The 19,919-nt window shown below is 69.3% G+C and carries 13 protein-coding genes; 4 read left to right on the plus strand and 9 right to left on the minus strand.

Annotated elements, in window-relative coordinates:
• Positions 1–6: 6 nt before the first annotated feature.
• The 3 genes from HUA76_RS30065 to HUA76_RS30075 all read right to left on the minus strand — a co-directional run bounded on the left by HUA76_RS30065 (position 7) and on the right by HUA76_RS30075 (position 3,840).
• On the minus strand, positions 7–906 hold the full coding sequence (locus HUA76_RS30065; protein ID WP_371745596.1) for a WG repeat-containing protein: 900 nt from the start codon (positions 904–906) through the stop codon (positions 7–9).
• Positions 907–945: 39 nt separating this feature from the next.
• Positions 946–3,060, minus strand: coding sequence for an endo-1,3-alpha-glucanase family glycosylhydrolase (locus HUA76_RS30070; protein WP_141643671.1), 2,115 nt, complete (start codon positions 3,058–3,060; stop codon positions 946–948).
• Between the two features lie 168 nt (positions 3,061–3,228).
• Positions 3,229–3,840 carry a hypothetical protein gene (locus HUA76_RS30075; RefSeq protein ID WP_141643672.1) on the minus strand — a complete coding sequence of 204 codons (612 nt, stop codon included), beginning with the start codon at positions 3,838–3,840 and terminating at the stop codon, positions 3,229–3,231.
• A gap of 129 nt (positions 3,841–3,969) precedes the next feature.
• Between HUA76_RS30075 and HUA76_RS30080 the strand changes: the two genes are divergently transcribed.
• A complete protein-coding gene (locus HUA76_RS30080) occupies positions 3,970–5,025 on the plus strand; it encodes a hypothetical protein (RefSeq protein WP_174462772.1) in 1,056 nt (351 codons plus the stop codon).
• Here HUA76_RS30080 and HUA76_RS30085 read toward each other — a convergent pair.
• The 3 genes from HUA76_RS30085 to HUA76_RS30095 form a co-directional block, all read right to left on the minus strand.
• Entirely contained in the window at positions 5,015–6,712 is a 1,698-nt protein-coding gene (locus tag HUA76_RS30085; RefSeq protein ID WP_174462773.1) for a dihydroxyacetone kinase family protein, read from the minus strand. The two genes, HUA76_RS30080 and HUA76_RS30085, sit on opposite strands and share 11 nt — an antisense overlap.
• A gap of 498 nt (positions 6,713–7,210) precedes the next feature.
• On the minus strand, positions 7,211–9,916 hold the full coding sequence (locus HUA76_RS30090; protein WP_174462774.1) for a hypothetical protein: 2,706 nt from the start codon (positions 9,914–9,916) through the stop codon (positions 7,211–7,213).
• 215 nt (positions 9,917–10,131) lie between these two features.
• Positions 10,132–11,703 carry a sigma 54-interacting transcriptional regulator gene (locus HUA76_RS30095; protein WP_174462775.1) on the minus strand — a complete coding sequence of 524 codons (1,572 nt, stop codon included), beginning with the start codon at positions 11,701–11,703 and terminating at the stop codon, positions 10,132–10,134.
• A 197-nt stretch (positions 11,704–11,900) separates the two neighbouring features.
• Between HUA76_RS30095 and HUA76_RS30100 the strand changes: the two genes are divergently transcribed.
• On the plus strand, positions 11,901–12,311 hold the full coding sequence (locus HUA76_RS30100; protein WP_174456456.1) for a nuclear transport factor 2 family protein: 411 nt from the start codon (positions 11,901–11,903) through the stop codon (positions 12,309–12,311).
• Positions 12,312–12,336: 25 nt separating this feature from the next.
• Here the strand turns inward: HUA76_RS30100 and HUA76_RS30105 are convergent, their stop codons facing one another.
• The 3 genes from HUA76_RS30105 to HUA76_RS30115 all read right to left on the minus strand — a co-directional run bounded on the left by HUA76_RS30105 (position 12,337) and on the right by HUA76_RS30115 (position 17,318).
• Positions 12,337–12,993: a trimeric intracellular cation channel family protein gene (locus HUA76_RS30105; protein WP_174462776.1), complete on the minus strand. Its 657-nt coding sequence runs from the start codon at positions 12,991–12,993 to the stop codon at positions 12,337–12,339.
• A 114-nt stretch (positions 12,994–13,107) separates the two neighbouring features.
• Complete coding sequence (locus HUA76_RS30110) at positions 13,108–14,745, minus strand: sigma 54-interacting transcriptional regulator (protein ID WP_174462777.1); 1,638 nt, start codon at positions 14,743–14,745, stop codon at positions 13,108–13,110.
• 119 nt (positions 14,746–14,864) lie between these two features.
• Positions 14,865–17,318, minus strand: a complete 2,454-nt coding sequence (locus tag HUA76_RS30115) for a DNA polymerase domain-containing protein (RefSeq protein WP_174462857.1) — start codon at positions 17,316–17,318, stop codon at positions 14,865–14,867.
• A 56-nt stretch (positions 17,319–17,374) separates the two neighbouring features.
• Between HUA76_RS30115 and HUA76_RS30120 the strand changes: the two genes are divergently transcribed.
• Both HUA76_RS30120 and HUA76_RS30125 read left to right on the plus strand, forming a co-directional pair.
• Complete coding sequence (locus tag HUA76_RS30120; RefSeq protein WP_141643678.1) at positions 17,375–18,019, plus strand: YafY family protein; 645 nt, start codon at positions 17,375–17,377, stop codon at positions 18,017–18,019.
• 146 nt (positions 18,020–18,165) lie between these two features.
• Positions 18,166–19,842: a long-chain-fatty-acid--CoA ligase gene (locus HUA76_RS30125; RefSeq protein WP_141643679.1), complete on the plus strand. Its 1,677-nt coding sequence runs from the start codon at positions 18,166–18,168 to the stop codon at positions 19,840–19,842.
• Positions 19,843–19,919: the final 77 nt, after the last annotated feature.

The raw sequence follows: 19,919 nt of genomic DNA on the forward strand, positions 1-19,919 counted from the left end.
GCGTCGTCAGCCGTTCAACACCACGGCCAGCCCGTGGGAGAAGGGCTGAGCGGAGGCGAAGCGGGGTGTCACCGCCCAGCTTCCGTCCGGGCGCAGGTAGCCGAACAGGCCGTTCTCCTTCACGGCGGCCAGCCCTTCCGAGAACGTGCCATTCACCGCCTGGAAGCGGGGCTCGATGACCAGGGCCCCCTTCCGGTCGATGAAGCCATAGGCGCCCTTCTGCTTCACGGGAGCAAGCCCCTCGCGAAACGCGCACTCCGTCAGGCTCGTGTCCCAGTTCGAGAAGCCAGGCTCCAGCACCCAGGCGCCGGACTCGTCCACGAAGCCGAACTTCTTGCCCTTCACGACCAGCGCCAGCCCGTCCGAGAAGCGACCCATCGTCTCGAAGTCGAAGCTGGCGAGGCACTGGCCCTTGGGGTCGATGAGCCGGCTCTGCTCTGCCTTGGGGCGCTCCTTCAAGACGACGTGTGCCTTGCCGTCGAAGAAGGGCCGGGCGAGTCCACCGCCGAACCCGTCCAGCACCACCTCGCCCTTGTGGTTGATGTACGAATCGGAGCCCTTCGCCCCCGCGCGCATCACCGGCGCGAGCCCCGAGCCGAAGCGCCCCACGTTGACGTAGGTCGCCCCGGCCACGACGTACTTCGTGAAGTTCGCCTTGAACTCCACCGGCAACACGAGCTTGCCCTTCACGTCGATGAAGCCCGCGTCCGTCAGGGCCAGCCCATCGCTGAAGCCGGTGAACGCACGCTTCACGTCGAGCGTCCGTTGGCCCTTCACGTCGATGAAGGCCCAGCCGCCCTCGACGGGCATGCGAGCGTGGCCTTCGTTGAAGCTGAAGGGCGTGCCATGGGGGCTGGGGATGACCAGCTCCCCCTTCTTGTCGATGAAGCCGTAACGCGTTGTCACGGCGCGGACCCTATCCTCCGGGCCCGCGCCCGTCGACGCTCAGGGCCGCGTGCAGGAGCGTCCGCCGCCCGCGTGATACATGAGGTCCTGATAAACGGTTTGCGCGAGGATGGGCGTCTTGCTCTCCAGGCGCTGGACGGTGACACCGTTGCGCTGGAGCTCGAAGACAGGCGTGGTGCCGGGGACCAGCGCCGCCTGGAAGGCCGTCACTCCCGCGCTCGTCACATCCAGCGTGCGCACGTCGGTGCCCTGGGTGATGACCAGCCGGCCCGGCTCCTTGAGGAAGGCGAGCAGCTCCACCTGGTTGGACGCGGCGACCCCGCCCCGCAGCTTCATCACGCGCGCCGTCTGCTTCGCGGCGTTGAAGGGCGCATCCGTGCGGTGCCGGCGGTGCGTGTAATAGAGCGTGTCGCGGACGATGGTGGGCCGCTGACCCGTCTTGAACCACGTGGTGTAGTACGCAATCCAGTCCATGACGACGTAGCCGCGCTCCTGCGACGCCGTCATCCACGACTCGCCGTAGTCGGTCAGCGTCAGCAGGGTGACCCAGTCCGCGTCGCCTTCAATCGCCTTCTCGAACTGCGAGCGGAACGCGAGGCTGTTCTGCGCCTCCCAGTACACGCGGCTGCTGTTCTCGCTGTCGGTGAGCTTGTGGCGCACGTCCTCGAACGCGACGGGCGACATCCACTTCTTGCCTCGGCGGTGCGACTCCACGCTCCAGCGGCGCATGTTCTCCGCGGACTGCGCGGTGCGCTCGCCCCACGTGGAGAAGCCCGTCACCAGGGGGTTCCACTCCGCGTACTTCGTCACGTCGCCCGTGTACGACAGGAGCGGCCAGAAGGTGACCTGGATGTTCTGCGCCGCCAGTCGCGTCTTCAGCTCCGTCCACCACGCCACCGACTTGCGCTCGGGGTTGAAGGTGGCGAGGACGATGGCGCCATCGAGCTTGTGCACGGACGGGTGATTGGCCACGGAGGCAATCATCGACACCAGTCCATCCGTGGTGCCCGCGGCCTCGGTGGGGAAGTCCGGACTGAGGACGATGCGGAACTCCGGGTCCACCGCCGCCGCCGCGGCGAGCATGACGGTGAGCTGGTTGTTCCGCGTGTCGGACGAGACGCGGTACGGGTGCTCGTAGAGGAAGCCATCCATGCCGGAGGCAATCGCGCGGCGCACCTCCGTCTCGAAATCACGCTGCCGCCACGCGCTGTCGGCCCAGGGGGCGCGGGGCAACGGCCGGTCCCTCATCAGTCCACCGATGTTGGCGTACTCGCCGTTGCGCGACTCGGGCGTCATCCAGCCCGTCCAGTAGTCCGACGCGGGCTGCGCGTTGTCGATGGAGATGGGGAAGATGGGGTAATAGAAACCGAAGACCTTCTTCGGCGCCGCGCGCAGCGCCGCCGTCGTCGGCATGTCGAACGGGTAGCACGCGGAGATGGGCGTCGGCGCGGTCGTCAGCGTGGCGCTCAGCTCCAGGTTGAAGCGCGCATCGGACGTGTTCGCCGCGGACTGGTGCAACTCCACCGCGAGGACGTTCGTCCCCGTGCGCAGCGCCGCCACGTCGATGGCCTGACTCATCCACGTCTGCTCTTCCGCGGGCAACGAGACGGTGGCGGGCGCCAGCGTGCGGTAGCCCACCGTTCCGGCGGGCAGGTTGCTGCGGAAGACCTCCGTGCCGTTCAGGTAGACGATGGCCCCGTCATCCCGCTGCAGCCGCACCAGCAGCTCGCTGACCCGCGCCGCGTCCGCGACGGTGAAGGCGTGCCGGAAGTACGTGGTGATGTGCTTGTTCGTCGCGTTGGAGCCGTAGGAGACCGCCGTGGACAGGTCCGTCTCCGCGTAGCCCAGCGGCGAAGCACCCGCGGGCCAGGCCGCGTCGGAGAAGCCCGTCGCCGACCACGTCGTGCCCAGGTCCACGCCCGTGTCCAGGTAGCGCCACGACGCGCCCGTCGCGACGAGCACCGTCGCGAGTGAAGGCGCGGCGGCGGCGGCCAGGTCCGCGTCCGGCGTCGTGGGGAGCGCGCCCACTTCGGGAGCGCCGTCTCCAGAGGGAAGCGACTCGTCAGGAGCGCCTCCCGCGCAGGACATCGACAGCAGGGGCGCTAGCAGGAACGCGGCAAGCCGCGCCCTCGGAAAATCCATCGGGATGCGCATCGATCGACCTCGAGAGGCCCTTCGCCCGGGGGGACGAAGAGAGGGGGGTTATCCCCGAGACACAGGAGGTCTCCGGATGGCGCAGACAATCCGGATGTCTTTCGCGTTTTACCTGTAAGTCCTTGAGCCGAGCGGACCGTTGGAGCGAGGCCCTGGCCGGGGCTCACGTCACGGCAGCAGCTCTTCCTTCTTCAGGAGTTTCTTCGCGAGCGTGGTGTAGGACCACTCGCCCTCCTCATCCACCAGCCCCTTGTGGAGCAGCTTGCCCAGCTTGGGACCGATTTCGCTGGAATGGCCCACGAGGTGCTGCGGCGCGCGCACCTTGTCGATGGCGTCCTCGCGGTCATCCGAGACGACGAGCCGGGCGGACAGCGTGTCCGCGTAGGCGGAGTAGTCGCTGTAGTAGGTCCACGCCACACCCTGGAGGGCGAAGTCGCCCAGCACGACAATCTCTCCGTGGAAGAGGAGGTTGTTCGCCTTGAGCGAGCCTCCGACGAAGAGCAGCGAGTAGTCGAAGCCCTCGTGGATGATGTTGCCCTCCACCACCAGGTCTCCCGCGACGAGCAGGCGGCCCTGGTCCTCGATGATGAGGTTGCCCTTCACGGTGACGCTCTTCGCGTCGAGAAGCTGGTCCTGTCCCTCGGAGATCCTCAGGTCCGTGGTCACCTGCTTCACTTCGGCCGAGGGCGACAGCTTCGCCTTGAGCGAGGCCCGCTTGGCGGCCGAGCCAGCGTGAGCGTGGAGCGAGGGTTCCTGGAGCAACTTTTCGAAGAGCGTCATGCTTCCAGGCTAGGAGTCCGCACGGCTCCTGACGAGTGGAATGTCCTGGCCGAACCTCCATGAGAAGCCTTGGCCGCTCGGCTCCGGGTATACTGGGAGCTTCGGCCGGGAAAACGGTGTGAGGTCTGCGTGGCATTGACCAGGACTGTCCGGTGGGTTTCGACGCTCTGGAGCGCGGGTGCTCGGGGCGTGGCCGCCCAGGGAGCGCTGCTCGCCTGCGCGCTGCTCTTCGCCTGGACGGCGGGTGCGCAGACGACGGAGGACCGGGCCTACGTTGGCGTCACCTTCGCGCGCGGCACCGAGATTGGCTCACAAGGCGGCAGACTGGATGAGCGCAAGCAGTTGGAGCTGCGCCTCCCTCTCCCGCCCGTGTTCCTGGGTCGCACGGTGCTCGTGCCCTCCTTCGGCTACGAGACGCGCTTCATGGGGCTGGAGCAGCACGGCCCGCTCGCGGACGTCGCCGAGGAGAAGCTGGGAAGACAGTTCCATCGCTTCCAGCTCGGACTCACGCTGATTCGTCCGCTCACACCCCGGTGGATGCTGGTGACAGGCGCGGTGGCGAACACGCGCACGGACTTCAAGAGTTCCTTCGACTTCGGGCTGGACACCTCGTGGGCGGGCTTCGCCATGGCGAACTACCTGATTGGAGGAGACCCGGACGTGCGGCTGACGTTCGGGCTGGTGGCGCTGTATCCGTTCGACGCCACGCCCGTCGTCCCCATGATTGCCTTCGCGTACCGCAAGGGGCCGTACATCCTGGAGGTGGGCCTGCCGCGGCTCGCCATGTTGTACAAGGTGGGCGACGGGCTGGAGCTGGGCATCACCGGCATGTTCGATCAGCAGGTCTTCCGTTCTCGCATCCCGTATGACGAGCAGGGCCCCAAGCCGCACTACATCCGGGAGACGGCACTGCGCTTCGGCCCCACGGTGAATGCGCGCCTGGGCACTGGAAACCTCTGGGTCAGCTCGTCCATCGGGCTCGACTTCCTGAACGACTATGCGCTGCTCGACAAGGACCGGGACCGGGTGGAGCTGGGGTTGCTCCAGTCCACGGGCCCGGCGCCCTATTTGAGGGTATCGCTCGGCTGGCGTCCTCCGCGTCGTCCCAGGGAAGCCATCCGGCCCGTCGGTGGTCCGCCGGAGCGGGCCGCGCCGCCGGGCAACTCTCCAACGCTCATCCGATGAAGGGCGTGAGCGCCTTCAACCAGACAACGACGGCGGCGGCGCCCGCATCGGGCACACCAAGCGCCCTGCTCCCCAGGTAGCTGGCGCGTCCGAGCCGAGGCTGCATGCGCGCGGTGGCCTCCGCGCCCTGCTCACCCTCGCGCACCGTCGCGGCCCAGGCCTCGGCGGTCGACCTTCCGGCCTTCAGCTCTCGCGCGAAGGCATCGGCGGCGGGCTTGAGCGCATCGAGCATGGTGCGGTCTCCGGGCCGGGCTCCGCCGAGCTGCGCCACCGCGTCGACGGCGAGGCCGAACGCGTCCGCCCAGGCGGGAGCATCGGTGGAGCCCTCGGAGAGCCGACGCGCGGCGCGCAGCAGCGCCGTGGCGTAGAACGGCCCCGAGCTTCCTCCGATGGCGCGCCGCAGGGCATCACCGATGGACGTGAGGGCTCGCGAGGGATTCGTCCAGGAGGACTCGGGCAGGGCGCGAATCGCCGCGGCGCCGCGCGACAGACTGAGTCCCAGGTCCCCGTCTCCCGCCGCGCTGTCGAGCTCCGTGAGGCGTGTCTCGCTCGCCTCGAAGGCCGTGGCCACGGCGAGCGCGGCCTCCTTCACGCGCTCCATTCCAGGTTGACGTGCCTCCTGGCTGGGAGGTGTGAGCGGCGTGGCGGGGACGGAACGCACGGGCCGCTCGGGTGCGAGGCGGCCCTCCCCTCCCCATGCGGGCGCGGTGGTCTTCGCGTCGAGCCGGGCGAGGCGCGAGTCGTCCAGCTTCAGCACGGACAGCGAGCAGCCCGGCATCTCCAGCGCGGAGAGGAACGTCCCGGTCCAGGCCCGCTCCACTCGCAGGCCGCGCTCGCGAAGGAGCGTCAGTGCTCGACGCGTGACGATGGCCAGCTCCATCGGTGGAGTGCCACCCAGTCCGTTGACGAGCAGGGCCACCGGGGTGCGTGCTTGGAGGTTCCGGTCCTCGATGATGGTGGAGAGCAACGTGTCCACCAGCGCATCGACCTGTTGGAGTGGGACGCGTCGCACGCCCTGCTCACCGTGGATGCCCAGGCCCAGCTCGATTTCATCGTCGCCCAGCGTGAAGCCAGGACGGCCCGCCGCGGGGACGGTGCACGGGCCGAGCGCGACGCCCATGGTGCCGAGCTCCGCCGAGGCCGCCTGCGCTTCACGGAGCACGTCCTTCAGGGACAGGCCCGCAGCCGCGGCGGCGCCCGCGATTTTGTGGACGAGCACGGTGCCGGCGATGCCGCGACGTCGCGCGGGTTCGACGGTGTCGCGCAGGGCGACGTCATCGGCGACCACGACGACCTCCACGGGGATGCCCTCCGCGCGGGCCAGCTCGGCTGCGAGGCCGAAGTTGAGCCGGTCACCGGTGTAGTTCTTCACCACGAGGAGCGAGCCCGCGGGGCCGGATACCGCGCGGATGGCAGTGAGCACGGCGTCCGTGCTCGGGGAGGTGAACACGTCCCCGGCGACCGCCGCGTCGAGCATGCCCGCGCCCACGTAGCCCGCGTGCGCCGGCTCATGCCCGCTGCCACCCCCCGAGATGATGGAGACCTTGCGCTGTCGAGGGTCGGCCGGCGTGTCGGCGCGGATGACCACCGTCTCGTCGTCGAGCAACACCTGCGCCGGAGCGAGCGCGACGAATCCCTCCAGCATCTGCCTCACGACGGCCCTGGGCTCATTGACGAGCTTCTTCACCGGTTCCTGCTCCTTGGCTGCGGCGGACGGCCTGAACGGCGGGAGTAAAGCACGGGCATACCGGCACGGCGTCGGGACGAGCGGCATGACGGGGGCGCCCGCGTCGGAAACGTCCGCCAGCCATCGCCACGCCGCATGACGCTCGCGTCCGACAGCGACGGAGGCGAGCCCCGGCAGGCAAACCCACACCCAGGGCCCGCCGCTCCACACTGAAGCTTCGGCGGCAACAACAGGCCCGGTGCGCGTCACCGCATGACGCTCGTGCCCGGCGGCGATGGAGGCGAGCCCCTGCATGCAAACCACGCCCAAGGCCCGACGCTCTCCATTGAAGCCTCGGAGGAAACGAGAGGCACTGAACGCGTCACCGCATGACGCTCGCGCCCGACGCCGACGGAGGCGAAGCCTTGGCATGCAAACCACACCCAGGGCCCGCCGCTCCCACTTGAAGCCTCGGCGGAAACGGCGGACCTGGTGCGCGTCACCCGCCGTCGTGCTTCCTCACGCGCGTCGGTGACGCAACCACAGCGCGAGCCCCATGAGCCCCATCAGCGTGATGGCGCCCGTTCCCCCACGCGTGCCGCAACCGCCACAGCCCTGCTCCGCCTCGGCGTCCGCGCCCAGCGCCTTGAACGGCTCCGCGTCCCCCATGCCCGTGGCGTCAAGACACCCTGGCCCCGAGCCCGCATCCGTCGGTCCCGTTCCACCATCCGTCCCGCCGCCCGTCGCGCCTCCCACCTGCCACGCCAGGAGCTGGCCCGGGTACAGGCTGAGACTCACACCAGTCACGACGCCTCGGCTCACCCGGTCCACGATGGGCTGCGTCTCCCCGGGCAGCGTGATGGTCACGCCCTGCTTCGACTGCATCGACGTGTTCACCACCGCGTAGAAGTTGCCCTGCGCCGTGGCCATCTTCCGCACGACGACCTCCGCGTCCGACGCCGCGCCGGCCACCACGGTGCTTGGCAGCGCGGGCAGCGCGAGATACGCCGCATGGAAGGCCCGCGTGTACTCGGGGAAGCCACGGCTGATGGACGAGGCTTCGAGATATCCCAGCAGCGTCGGGTCCCCGTTGGCCACCGCGCGCGCCTCGGCCAGCATGGAGTACGGCCCCTGCCGGTCCACCGACATGGAGAGGTAACCCCACAAGCCCCCCATCGGCCAGTTGCCATAGCGCTCGTCCGCCGTGTCCTTGGCGTAGTCACCCTTGCCGTCGTCCTCGTTCAGCGGGAAGTGGTGCACCATCGCCAGACCGGATGCGGTGCGGAAGCGGTTGAGCAGAGCGCTGTCCGCCACGCTGTAGAGGCGATTGAACGGATACGTCAGGTAGACGCCCTCCGACGTCTTGTAGCGGTCAGGGTCCGCCGGCGGGAAGCTGTTGAAGGGCTCGCCCCAGCTGCGGTTCAGGTGCTCGGTGGGCGGCAGCTCGTCCGAGGTGAGGGCCTTGCGGTACGTGCCGTCCTGGAGGAACGCGGCGGGCTCGGTGGGGGGATAGCGGTACTGACAGCAGCGGTCCGTGGTGTCACCCGGCGCGCAGCACCCCTGGTTGTCGATGACGGACCATGCGGCCGGATCGTCCGTGACGGTAACCGCCATGTCCGGCAGGTCTTCCGGCGTGGGCAGCCCCTCTTCCGGATACGGAGTGAAGAGGACCTGCGCATTCGCCACGCCGTTCTGCCGGAGATAGTCGCGGATGGCCTCCAGGAAGGCGCGCCGCTTGCCGAACCACCACGCGTAGTACTGCGCCCGCAGCGTGACGTTCGTCTGGAGCATGGGGCGCGACACGCTCTGACCCGTGTCGCTCGAGAACCGGCCCAGCGCCTCCGGCGCGAAGCTCACCGGCAGGTCCGTGGGGCGCGTGCGGAACCACGCACCCAGGAAGTTCACCTGGCTCTTGAAATGGAGCACCGTGGCGTCCATCAACTTCTTCACGTCCGCCAGCGCATCCGGGTCCGACACATCCACGCAGTTATCGTCCGCCCAGTAGATGGGCGAGTAGATGTCCCCGTCCCGGTCGAACAGCGGCTTGCACCGGCGCTGCTCACCCAGCGGCTTGAGCCCACACACCGGCGGCTGCTGCCAGGGCTCGATGCAGGTGTGCCACTTGGAGATGGACTTGCAATCGGAGTCCTGCACGCACGACGTGCTCGTGTAGACGCGCTCACCGGAGATGGCACCGGTGTATTCGTAATAGGGCAGCACGGAGAACCCGTTGGCCGCCGCGCGAGACACCGCCGTGGCCCACAGCGTCGGGTCCCTGGGCTGCACGTACCACGGCGGCGCGGAGAACGAGTCCGCGTCCCAGCCCTCCGTGTAGCCAAACTCCATCAGGTCATGCCCGTACGTGTCGATGCCGAGGAACTTCGCCTGCTTCATGCGGTAGTCGAACCACGTGCCGGGCGAGGTCGCGGGCTGACAGTCGGTCTCCGCGCCCTGCGCGCAGATGGCCGTGTCGTCGTTCATCTCCTCCCGCCAGAAGACATGCCTGCGAGGCAGCGGCGCGGGCGGATAGTTGATGGCCAGGTCCAGGCTCGCGGGATTCGGGACCTCGAAGAGCCGGATGCGCGAGACGGCCGTGCCCTTGTCCGTGGGTGAGCCATGGCGCGCGAAGTGCCCCACGGAGACCCAGAAACCATTCGCCGGTCCCTCGGGGCGCCGGGTGTCCTCCACGTTGCGCTGACCGACGATGGGCGCGAGGCGGTCGTGCAGGTAGAAGAACTGCCGGAACTGCTGCCACTTGCGCGACAGCGGATACTTGAGCGACTCCGGATTGGGATAGGCGTACTGCTCCCGGAAGTCGCCAATGGACGTGCCGGTGCTGATGCCCCGGAACTTGTCGGCGCCCTTGTTGGCCACCCCCATCAGCCGCGACTCGTCATCCGGGTACTCCACCACCAACAAGTAGGCGCGTCCGGCCTGGAGCCCCTTGCCCGCCCCCAGCTTGTAGGAGAAGGACTTCGCCCGCGGCCCCATCGTCATCGCGCGCACCGGACGCGTCACCCCGTCCAGCGTGAGGGAGCGAATCGTCGAGGTGCTGTTGGCGCCGTGGATGACGGGATGTGGATCCGCGGGGTCTCCGCAGTTCACCTCGTCAATCAGGGGAAGCATCCCGAAGGGTGCCCCCGCGTCCACCAAGGGTTGTCCCAGGGCGGTGGAGGACAACCCCAAGACGAGCAGGCACAGCGGCAAACACGGCGCACGAAGCACTCGAGACTCCAGGAGGGGGGGCCGGAGCGGCCAGTCATCCCGGAATATCGTCAATTCAGATACAATAGTTTCCGGATGGGCGGATAATCCGGCGATTCACACCACCCTGAGTCAATTGCTACTGAGTTGAAATATTGACGCGGGGAGTCCGGGGACCACGATAATTCGTGAATCACGAAGTCTCGTGGCGCGGCGTCACGAACGCGCGGTGCCGCTCAGCGGACCTTGATGCCCAGCACCTTGAGTCTGGAGGCCAGCGTCGTTGGAGCCAGGCCCAGCAGCTCGGCGGCTCCACCCGGGCCGTACACCTTGCCGCCCGCCGCCGCCAGGGCCGCCTTCAGGTTGTCCTTCTCCCGGCGGCGCCACTCCCGCTCGGTGAGGAAGGAGGCGGTGCCCCCCGTCATCGGTTGGCGGCCCTCCGGAAGGGCCTGGTCCAACCGCAGCCTCCCACCGCGCGAGAGGATGACGGCGCGCTCCAGGACGTTCTCCAGCTCTCGGACGTTGCCGGGCCAGTCGTAGCGCTGGAGCGCCTGCACCTGGGCCTGACTCATCCGGGGCACGGGAACCTTGAGCCGTGCGGAGACACGTTCGAGGAAGTGCTCGGCGAGCAGCGGGACATCCTCCAGTCGCTGACGCAGCGGCGGCACCTCGATGGGGAAGACGCTCAACCGGTAGTAGAGGTCCTCGCGGAACCGACCCGCCGCCGCCTCCCCCTTCAAGTCCCGGTTGGTGGCGGCGATGATGCGCACGTCCACCTTGCGCGTGACGTCCTCACCGACGCGCTCGAACGAGCCCTCCTGGAGCACCCGCAGCAACTTGCCCTGCAGCTCCAGGGGAATCTCCCCCACCTCGTCGAGGAAGAGCGTTCCCCCGTCAGCAGCCTGGAAGCGGCCCGCCCTGTCCCGGTGCGCTCCCGTGAAGGCCCCTCGCACGTGGCCGAAGAACTCGCTTTCGAACAGCTCCCGGGGAATGGAGGCGCAGTTGACGCGGATGAGGGGCCGCTCCCGGCGAGGGCTCTGCTCGTGGATGGCACGGGCGATGAGTTCCTTGCCCACCCCCGACTCCCCGAGAATCAGCACGCTGGCCGTCGTGGCCGCCACGGGCTGAATCTGCTGAAGCACCCGCCGGAGGGCACCCCCGCGGCCCACGATTTCTCCGAAGGAGAGCGCGTCCTTCACTTCTTCCCGCAGATAGTCGCGCTCCAGCTCGAGCTGCCCTCTCAGCCGAGCCACCTCCTCGAAGGCCCGCGCGTTGGAGAGGGCCACCGCCGCATGGTCCGCGAACGCACGCAGCCACGAGAACTCCGAGCGCCCCAGCTTGCGGCGGCTGAACACGGCCAGCACCCCGAGCACCTCGCCCCGGAAGACGAGGGGCTGGGCCGCGAAGCTCTGGATGCCCTCGCGGCGCGCCCACTCCCGCCGCACCAGCCAGTCCGCATCTCCGGAGGCGCACTGGAGGAGGACGGCCTCTCCGGTCGCCCCGACCTGGCCCACCTTGCGCACGCCCAGGGGAAAGCGCCGGAAGGCTCCCTCCAGACCTGACCACGCCTCGTCGCTCTTCCGGGAGCCCCCCGCGCTCGCCGCCAGATGCAGACACCGGGAGGTGTCCGGACACTCGGCGCGCATGGGACACGTCCCACAGAGGTCACCCGGCGCGATGAGCCAGATGCGGCCCAGCGCCACATCCGGCTGCGCGGCGAGCCCCTGGACGATGCGCGCGAGCAGCAGGTCCACCGAGCGGACCTGGGCCATGGCCAGGGAGATGGACTGGAGCGCCTCGGCGTACATCGCTCCTGCTTACCCAGGCGCGCCTCGGGTCGCCACGACTTCTCGTCCACCCCGAGATTTCGTGGTGACGAGTGAAGTACGCATTCTGGTTCAGTCCGGCGTCAGCAGCGAGCGCGGCGAGGGCACGGGGGGTGCAATGGGTGGAGGCTTCACTTCCATGGGAGGCCCTGCTTCCCATCCCAAGACAGGAGCAGGACATGCCCTCCCCTCTTCGCCCGCCCTTCACGCTGGAGACGGCCCGCGCCAAGGTCCAGGCCGCCGAGAACGCGTGGAACAGCAGAGACCCCGAGCGGGTGGCGCTCGCCTACACGGAGGATTCCGAGTGGCGCAACCGCACCGAGTTCTTCCGGGGGCGCGAGGCCATCACGGACTTCCTGCGGCGCAAGTGGGCCCGGGAGCTGGACTACCGGCTGATGAAGGAGCTGTGGTGCTTCACCGAGCACCGCATCTCCGTGCGCTTCGAATACGAGTGGCACGACGCCACGGGGCAATGGTTCCGCACCCATGGCAACGAGCACTGGGAGTTCGACGCCGAGGGACTGATGCGCCGCCGCGACATGAGCGCCAACGACATCCCCATCCTCGAGGTGGAGCGGCGCTACCGCTGAGGACCGCCAGCGGGTCCACTCCTGCTCAAGGCACTGGCACGGAGGGAAGCCGCCAGTGCTGGAGGACGGCCAGCATCCTCAAGCCGAAGCAGGCCACGGCGCCCAGGCTCGCCGCGAGCACCGCCGACGCTCCCCACCGACGCGCTGCGAGCAGCACGCCCGCGCCCACCAGCGCCGCCACCGCGTAGACGTCCGCGCGCAGCACGAGCGGGACTCGCGCCAACAGCAGGTCTCGAATCGTTCCGCCCCCCACGCCCGTCATCGCGCCCAGCAGCAAGGCCGTCAGCGCGGGCGCCCCGACAGAGAGCGCCTTGCCCGCGCCCGTCACCGTGAAGAGGGCGAGCCCCGCGGCGTCCAGGGCCAGCAACAGCGTGGGTGGGACGTGCCCCAAGGGGCCACTCACCAGCACCACCAGCACGCCACCGCCGAACGCGGTCGTCGCATAGCGCCAGTCGCGAATCGCCAGCGGCGGCACGGCCCCGAGGAGCACGTCACGAACGAGTCCTCCTCCAAGCGCGGTGGCGAACGCGAGCACCAGCACCCCGAAGATATCGAGCCCCGCGCGCGCCGCCGTCAGCGCGCCCTCGACGGCGAAGACGAGGGTGCCCGCCAGGTCCCCCGCCGTCAGGAGCGCCAGGGACGTGCCGCGAGAGGATGCGTCCACCGTCGGTGCTGACCACATCCCATGGCCTCCCAGTGCCTTCCGGACGCGCCAGCTCTGACGCAGGGGCGCTCTGGATTCAACGCCCCCACCCGGAGGGAGGACGGCTTCTGAACAGCCAGTCGCGCCCGAACGTCAGACGCCGTCCAGGCCGAGCTCGCGGATGCGGCGCTGGAGCGCGCGGCGGGAGACCTCCAAGCGCTGCGCCATCTCATCGACGTCACCCGCGCACTCATGAAAGCACCGGGTGAGTTCCTCGGGGCTCACGTCGCCCGCGGACCTCAGGAGCGTGCTCTTATCGATGAGCAGGTAGACGGAGGACCGGGAGATGCCCAGCCGCACCGCGGTCGCCTGGAGGTCCCACCCACTGGCGCGCAGGGTCGCCAGCAGCTCCTGCTCCCCCACGTCCGACGGCCGCCGACGGATGGACACTCCGGGCATCAAGGTCCTCCCCAAGGCATCCACGTCGGCCCAGCGCAAGGCGGGCTCTGGAAGCGCGCGTCCCCCGACGGGTGTGGTCGCGGAGTCGAGCAGCTGTTCCAGGTGCGCTTCCACGCGCAGTTGGGAGAGCCCCCGGCTCCCGATGACGAGCTGCCGGGTGACGTTGTGCAACTGCCGCACGTTGCCGGGCCACGCATAACGCAGCAGCCGCGCCACCAGGGACGCGGGCAGCCAGGGCTCGCCACGGATATCTCCCGCCATCAGTCGATGTGCCTCACCGATGACCGCCAGTTCCCGACGCGCGAAGTGGAGGAACAGGGGGCCCATGTCCTCGCGGCGCTCGCGCAAGGCGGGCACCCGCAGCTCGAAGCCCGCCAGCCGGTGCAGGAGCGGCGCCTTGAAGAGCCGCTCCGCGATGCGCGTCTCCAGGTCCGCGTCCGTCGCCGCGACGAGCCGCACGTCCACGGGCACCGGGACATGGCTGCCCACCGGATACACCTCGCCCGTCTCCAGCACGCGAAGGAGCGCCGTCTGCACTTCGGCGGGCGCCTCCCCCACTTCGTCCAGGAGCAGGGTGCCGCCATGCGCGGCGCGGAAGAAGCCTTCACGGTCCCTGCTGGCCCCCGTGTACGCGCCGCGCTGCGCGCCGAACAGCTCCGCGGCCACCAGCTCCTTGGAGAGCGCGCCCAGGTTGACGCTGACAAAGGGCCCCGAGCGACGCGGGCCGTGCTCGTGGATGGCGCGCGCCACCAGCTCCTTGCCCGTGCCCGTCTCACCTCGGATGAGCACCGGCACCTGGAGGTCCGCCACTCGCAGGATGTCGTCCCGGAGCTGCTGGAGCTGCTCGGAGGGCCCCACGAGTCCCAGGTCCCCACCGGCTCTCGGGCCCGGAACGGACGTCAGGTGCAGCAACAACACCACGCGCTCGGCGAGCACCAGGGGCACACCCGCGCCCAGCTCCGCCTGCGTCAGCTCCACGCCGCTCCTGACGGTCAGGTCGCCGACTCGCACGTGGGTGCCCTGCATCGGAGACATCAGCCGGAGCCCACCGTGGGGCCGAGGCTCCAGCATCAACGGCGTGCGACTGAGGAACGGGTCGTCCAAGGGCCGCGCGCCGCTCGCGCCCGGTCGCGCGAAGTCCGGTCCGTTGCGCGACACGGACATGGGCACGCCCAGCGTCTCCATCACCTCGAGCAGCACCCGCTCCCCCGCTCGCTGAAGGTCGGGGTGAGAGACGATGGTCAACGTGGGCACGCGCCGACGAACGAGGGCGCTCGCTCCGGATGAGTGCCCCGCGGTCGATTCCCCCTGGTCGGCGGACTTGCGCTGCATGAAGCGACCTGGACCTCTCGTCAGCGGCTTCAATCCTACACGGCGGTCCCACGCACCCTTCCCTCACCTGCCCAGAAGCCAACACACCCCGCCGGACGTTGGCGAGCGGGCGATTCAACCTACGGACCTCCCGGGGACTCGTCCGCCCGCGAGTCCTCCGGCGCCTCGTCTTCCGGCGGCTCCGCCACCACGGTGAGGATGGGCTTCGCGTCCGCGAGCGAGGGCGTGAAGAGGGACGGCTGGCCCGGGTCATCGAAGACGGTGGAGAAGTCGAGCGGCGTCAGCCCCCGCACCAGCCGCGCGGCGAATGTCTCCTTCAACAGCCGCACGTAGTATTCGACGTCGTAGTCGCGCGGTTCGTTCCCCGCCTCGGAGGAAGTGCTCCCGATGTCGTCCGGCTCCGGCTCCGGCAACAGCCCCGCACGTCCCCCCACGGCTCGGTAGACGCGGATGTGCTCGCCGGAGCCCCAGCTCTTCCTTCCGGCCGCGAGCATGGCCTCGTAGGGCAACTCGCGCCGTCGCTCGCGCAACGTGCCGTACTGCGCGGAGTCCTTCGTCAGCCGGACGTGCGCGGCGACCTCTGTCGTGGGCACCTGTCGCCTGCGCAGCGCCATCACCGTGGAGACATACACGTCCCGAACCGCCGCGAGGTCTCCGGCCAGCAGGCAGCGCACCGCGCGACGCAGGAAGGCCTCACCGAAGGGCTCGGCGCGGCTGGAGCGGAAGGCCACACCTTTGAGCAGCAGCGTCCCGTCGTAGGCCTGGAGCGCGTAGTTCTTCGGTTCATGCGAGAGCATGGCCGCATAGCGGCCGTCGAACTCGAGCTGGACGCGCTGGGGCAACAGCGCGGCGACCTCCGCCACCACCCGGCGCTCGTCCTCCTCGCGCCAGTCCTCCGGCACCGCGAAGTACACGCCGTCCGTGTCCGCCTCCAGCAGCGTGACACCCCTGCGGGCCAGCTCGCGACACAGGAGCGCCAGCACCGCGCGCCCACGCCGCGTCACCTCGTTGGCCGCGTGCACGTCCGAGAAGCGCGTCAACCCGGAGGCCCCCAGGTAGCCATAGGCCGAGTTGACGACCAGCTTCATCGCCGCGGAGAGCGCTTCGTTCTCGTGTCGCTCGGATGAGCCCGGCGCCGCCGCGCGCGCCCGCTTCTTCGCCGCCAGTCGCTGGTCCGTCAGCCGGTCCACCATCGACAGCAACGCCCCCAGCCGGTCCCGCTTCGGGCCGATGCGGTACTCGCGCATCAGCGACGGATAGAGGCTGGCCACGTCGGCCTTCACCACGCGCCGGGCCACTCCGGTGGCGAACAGGTGGAGCGCCGCGCCGCTGTGCGACGTGCCATCTCCCTCCTCGTGCGCGGGAAGCGCCGCCCCCGCCCGCAGGTACGCCCGCACCAGCAACGGGTCCAGCACTCCCGTGGCCGCGCCCGCGTCCGCCAGTCGCTCGTAGCGGCGGGGCGCCATGCGAGCGAGCGCGAAGGCCGCCCCGCCCAACAGTCGCGCCAGTCCCTCCGCTTCCCCCACGTCGTCGCGCGCATAGCGCCGCACGCGCTCCGGGTCCGTCTGGAAGACCTCGTGCACGCGCGCGCCCGGGATGTACTCGCGCGCCGGCCCCGCGATGCCGAAGTGCCGCGCGACGGCCTTGAGCCCGTGGCCCGGCAGGTCTCGCACGGCGAAGTCGTGCCGCAGCACCGCGTCCATCGTGTCGATGAACTCGCGTCCGGGCACCGTGAAGCGCGCGCGCCGCATCGGGTCCGCGCTGCGCTCCGCGCCGCGTCCCAGCGCCGAGCCTCGCGCGGACGGCCGGTGCCGCAACCCGGGGCCTCCCGCGCGGCCCAGGGGCAGGGAGACGTTGAGCAGCTTCGCGCGCCGCGCGACGAACGGCAGGTCGAAGCCGTGCAGGTTGTGGTTCTCGATGACGTCCGGGTCCAGCACGCGCACCCGCTCGACGAAGCGGCGCAGCAGGTCCGCCTCCGCCGCGTCACCTTCACCGTGCGCCTCCAGCACCTCCGGCTCGCCTTGAGGCCCGCGCAGCGCGATGAGGAAGATGCGGTCCCGGCCCGGGTCCAACCCCGTGGTCTCCAGGTCGAACTGGAGCCGATGCAGCTCGTCGAAGCCCAGCCCCCGGAAGTACGTGCGCCCGGAGGCCGTGAGGTACTGCTCCTCCGGAGGCAGCGACAGCACCGTGCCCGGGCTCAAGTCGCGCAGATTCGAATACGGGCGCCCCAGCCGCCGCGACACGCCTTGCAGCACGTCCGACGCCAGCGCGCGCCCATCCTCCGCGCGGATGAGGAAGCGCAGCGCCCCCGGCCCCGACAACTCCTGGAACGTCACCCGGCCCGGAACGTAACCCTCGCGCTCCGGCTTGAGCCGCGCGCCCAGGTGGTCCAGGTCCTCCAGCGTGGAGAGCACCAGCCAGGGCCGGAAGCGCACGTCCTCGCGCACCAGCTCCCCCGTCCCCGGAATCCGCCGCCATATGGACGCGCGGCCGTCGGGCTCCGCCCACACCGAGACGATGCCCGGTGTCGCGTCCCAACCCCACAGCCACTCGTCCTCCACCATGCCGCTCATCATGCCCCACAGCTTGCCGCCCACGGTTGTCAGCGGTATGTCAGGTATCACCCCGCATGCAACGCACCGAGCGACTCTTCGCCCTCGCTGAGTACCTCAGAGGCCGCCGCACCGGCGTGACGGCGGAGACGCTGGCGGAGCGCTTCGGCGTCACGGTGCGCACCATCTACCGCGACCTCGACACCTTGCGCGCCGCGTCAATGCCGGTGGCCGCGGAGCGTGGGCGGGGTGGCGGCTACGCGTTGGACCGCAGCTACAGCCTACCGCCGGTGAACTTCACGGCGCGGGAGGCGGCGCTGCTGGTGGCGCTGGGGCGCTTCGCCATCGACATGCGGCTGTTGCCCTTCACGGGGACGCTGGAGTCGGCGCTGGACAAGGTGCGGGCGGCCCTCTCCACGTCGGCGCAGCGCGAGCTGCTCGACAGGCTCAAGGAGCTGTCCTTCCTCGGAGTGCCGTCGCTGCCGAGCAAGGCGTCCGTCCGAGCGGCGATTGAGCGCGCCTGGTTCGAGCAACAGCCCCTGCGCATCACCTACGTGGACGGCAACTTCCTGGAAACCACGCGAGAGGTGCGAATCGTCTCGGTGGTGATGGACCGGCACGAGACTCGCCTGGACGCACTCGACGTGAGGAGCGGCGAGCGCAGGCACTACCGGGTGGACCGCATCGTCCAGGCCGAAGTCACGCGCGCCTTCGGGACCTGACCGACGCCCGTCTCGCGCGGTCATGCCGCAGCGCATCAAAGGCAGACACCCAACAACCGCCGACCCGGGGGCCGGTCGTGCGCGCAATCGGGATAGCATCCGCGTCCCCGAACCCATCAACGACACGCGCCTTGGAGGCGAGCCCGATGGAGAAGCCCTGGTTGAAGCACTACCCGCCTGGAGTTCCGGCGGAAATCGATGACCGGCAGTACCCGACGCTGACGCACCTGCTGGAAGAATCGTTCACCAAGTACGCGGACCGGCCCGCCTTCAAGTGCATGGGCAAGTTCATCACGTACCGGGAGCTGGACGCGTTGTCGCGGCGCGTGGGCGCGTGGCTCCAATCCCGGGGCCTGGAGAAGGGCGCCACCGTCGCCATCATGATGCCCAACGTGTTGCAGTATCCGGTGTGCATCGCCGCGATTCTGCGCGCCGGCTACATCGTGGTGAACATCAACCCGCTCTACACGCCGCGCGAGTTGGAGTACCAGCTGAAGGACAGCGGCGCCCAGGCCATCTTCATCCTGGAGAACTTCGCCGTCACGCTGCAGCAGGTGCTGGACAAGACGCCAGTGCGGCACGTCGTCGTCGCGACGATGGGCGACCTGTTGGGCGGCTTCAAGGGCACGCTGGTCAACTTCGTGGTCCGCAAGGTCAAGAAGATGGTGCCCGCGTTCCAGCTTCCGCGCGCCACCAGCTTCAAGCAGGTGCTGGCCGAGGGAGGCACGCGCACGCTCACCCCCGCCACCACCACGCGCGATGACATCGCGTTCCTGCAGTACACGGGTGGCACGACGGGTGTGTCGAAGGGCGCGATGCTGCTGCACCGCAACGTCATCGCCAACCTGTTGCAGGTGGAGGCGTGGCTCCAGCCCGCGATGAAGGGCCGGAACATCGAGCAGGCGAACATCATCTGCGCGCTGCCGATGTACCACATCTTCGCGCTCACCGTGTGCGGCCTGATGGGCATGCGCATGGGCGCGATGAACGTGCTCATCCCCAACCCGCGCGACATCCCGGCGTTCATCAAGACGCTGTCGGAGCAGCCGTTCCACATCCTCCCGGCGGTGAACACGCTCTACAACGCGTTGGTCAACCACCCGGACTTCAGCAAGCTCGACTTCTCCCACCTGATGGTCTCCAACGGCGGAGGCATGGCGGTGCAGAAGGCGGTGGCGGACAAGTGGTTCGCCGCCACGCGCGTGCCGCTCATCGAGGGCTACGGTCTGTCGGAGACGTCTCCGGTGGCCACCAGCAACACGCCCATCGCCACGGAGTACTCGGGCACCATCGGCCTGCCGGTTCCCGGCACGGAGATCGCCATCCGCGACGAGGACGGCAACGACGTTCCGATGGGAGAGTCGGGCGAAATCTGTATCCGCGGGCCGCAGGTCATGGCCGGCTACTGGAACCGTCCGGACGAGACGGAGAAGGTGATGTTCGCCGACGGCTTCTTCCGCTCCGGCGACATCGGCATCATGGACGAGCGCGGCCACACCCGCATCGTGGACCGCAAGAAGGACATGATTCTGGTGTCCGGCTTCAACGTGTACCCGAACGAAGTCGAGGGCGTGGTGGCGATGCACCCCGGCGTGCTGGAAGTGGCCGCCGTGGGCATCCCCGACGAGCACTCGGGCGAAGTCGTGAAGCTCTTCGTCGTGAAGAAGGACCCGTCGCTCACGGAGGCCCAGTTGATGGACTTCTGCCGTGAGCAGCTCACCGGCTACAAGCGTCCCAAGCACATCGAGTTCCGCACGGAGCTGCCGAAGACGAACGTCGGCAAGATTCTGCGGCGCGAGCTGCGCGAGAAGAAGGTCGCCTGAGTTCCAGGTGACGTCACGTCGGCCGGAGCGGCATCCTCGCCGCTCCGGTCGTCGCCGCACGCGGGTTTCGGGCATCA

It is taken from the genome of Myxococcus sp. CA056 (genome assembly GCF_013336715.1).
Classification (GTDB): domain Bacteria; phylum Myxococcota; class Myxococcia; order Myxococcales; family Myxococcaceae; genus Myxococcus; species Myxococcus llanfairpwllgwyngyllgogerychwyrndrobwllllantysiliogogogochensis.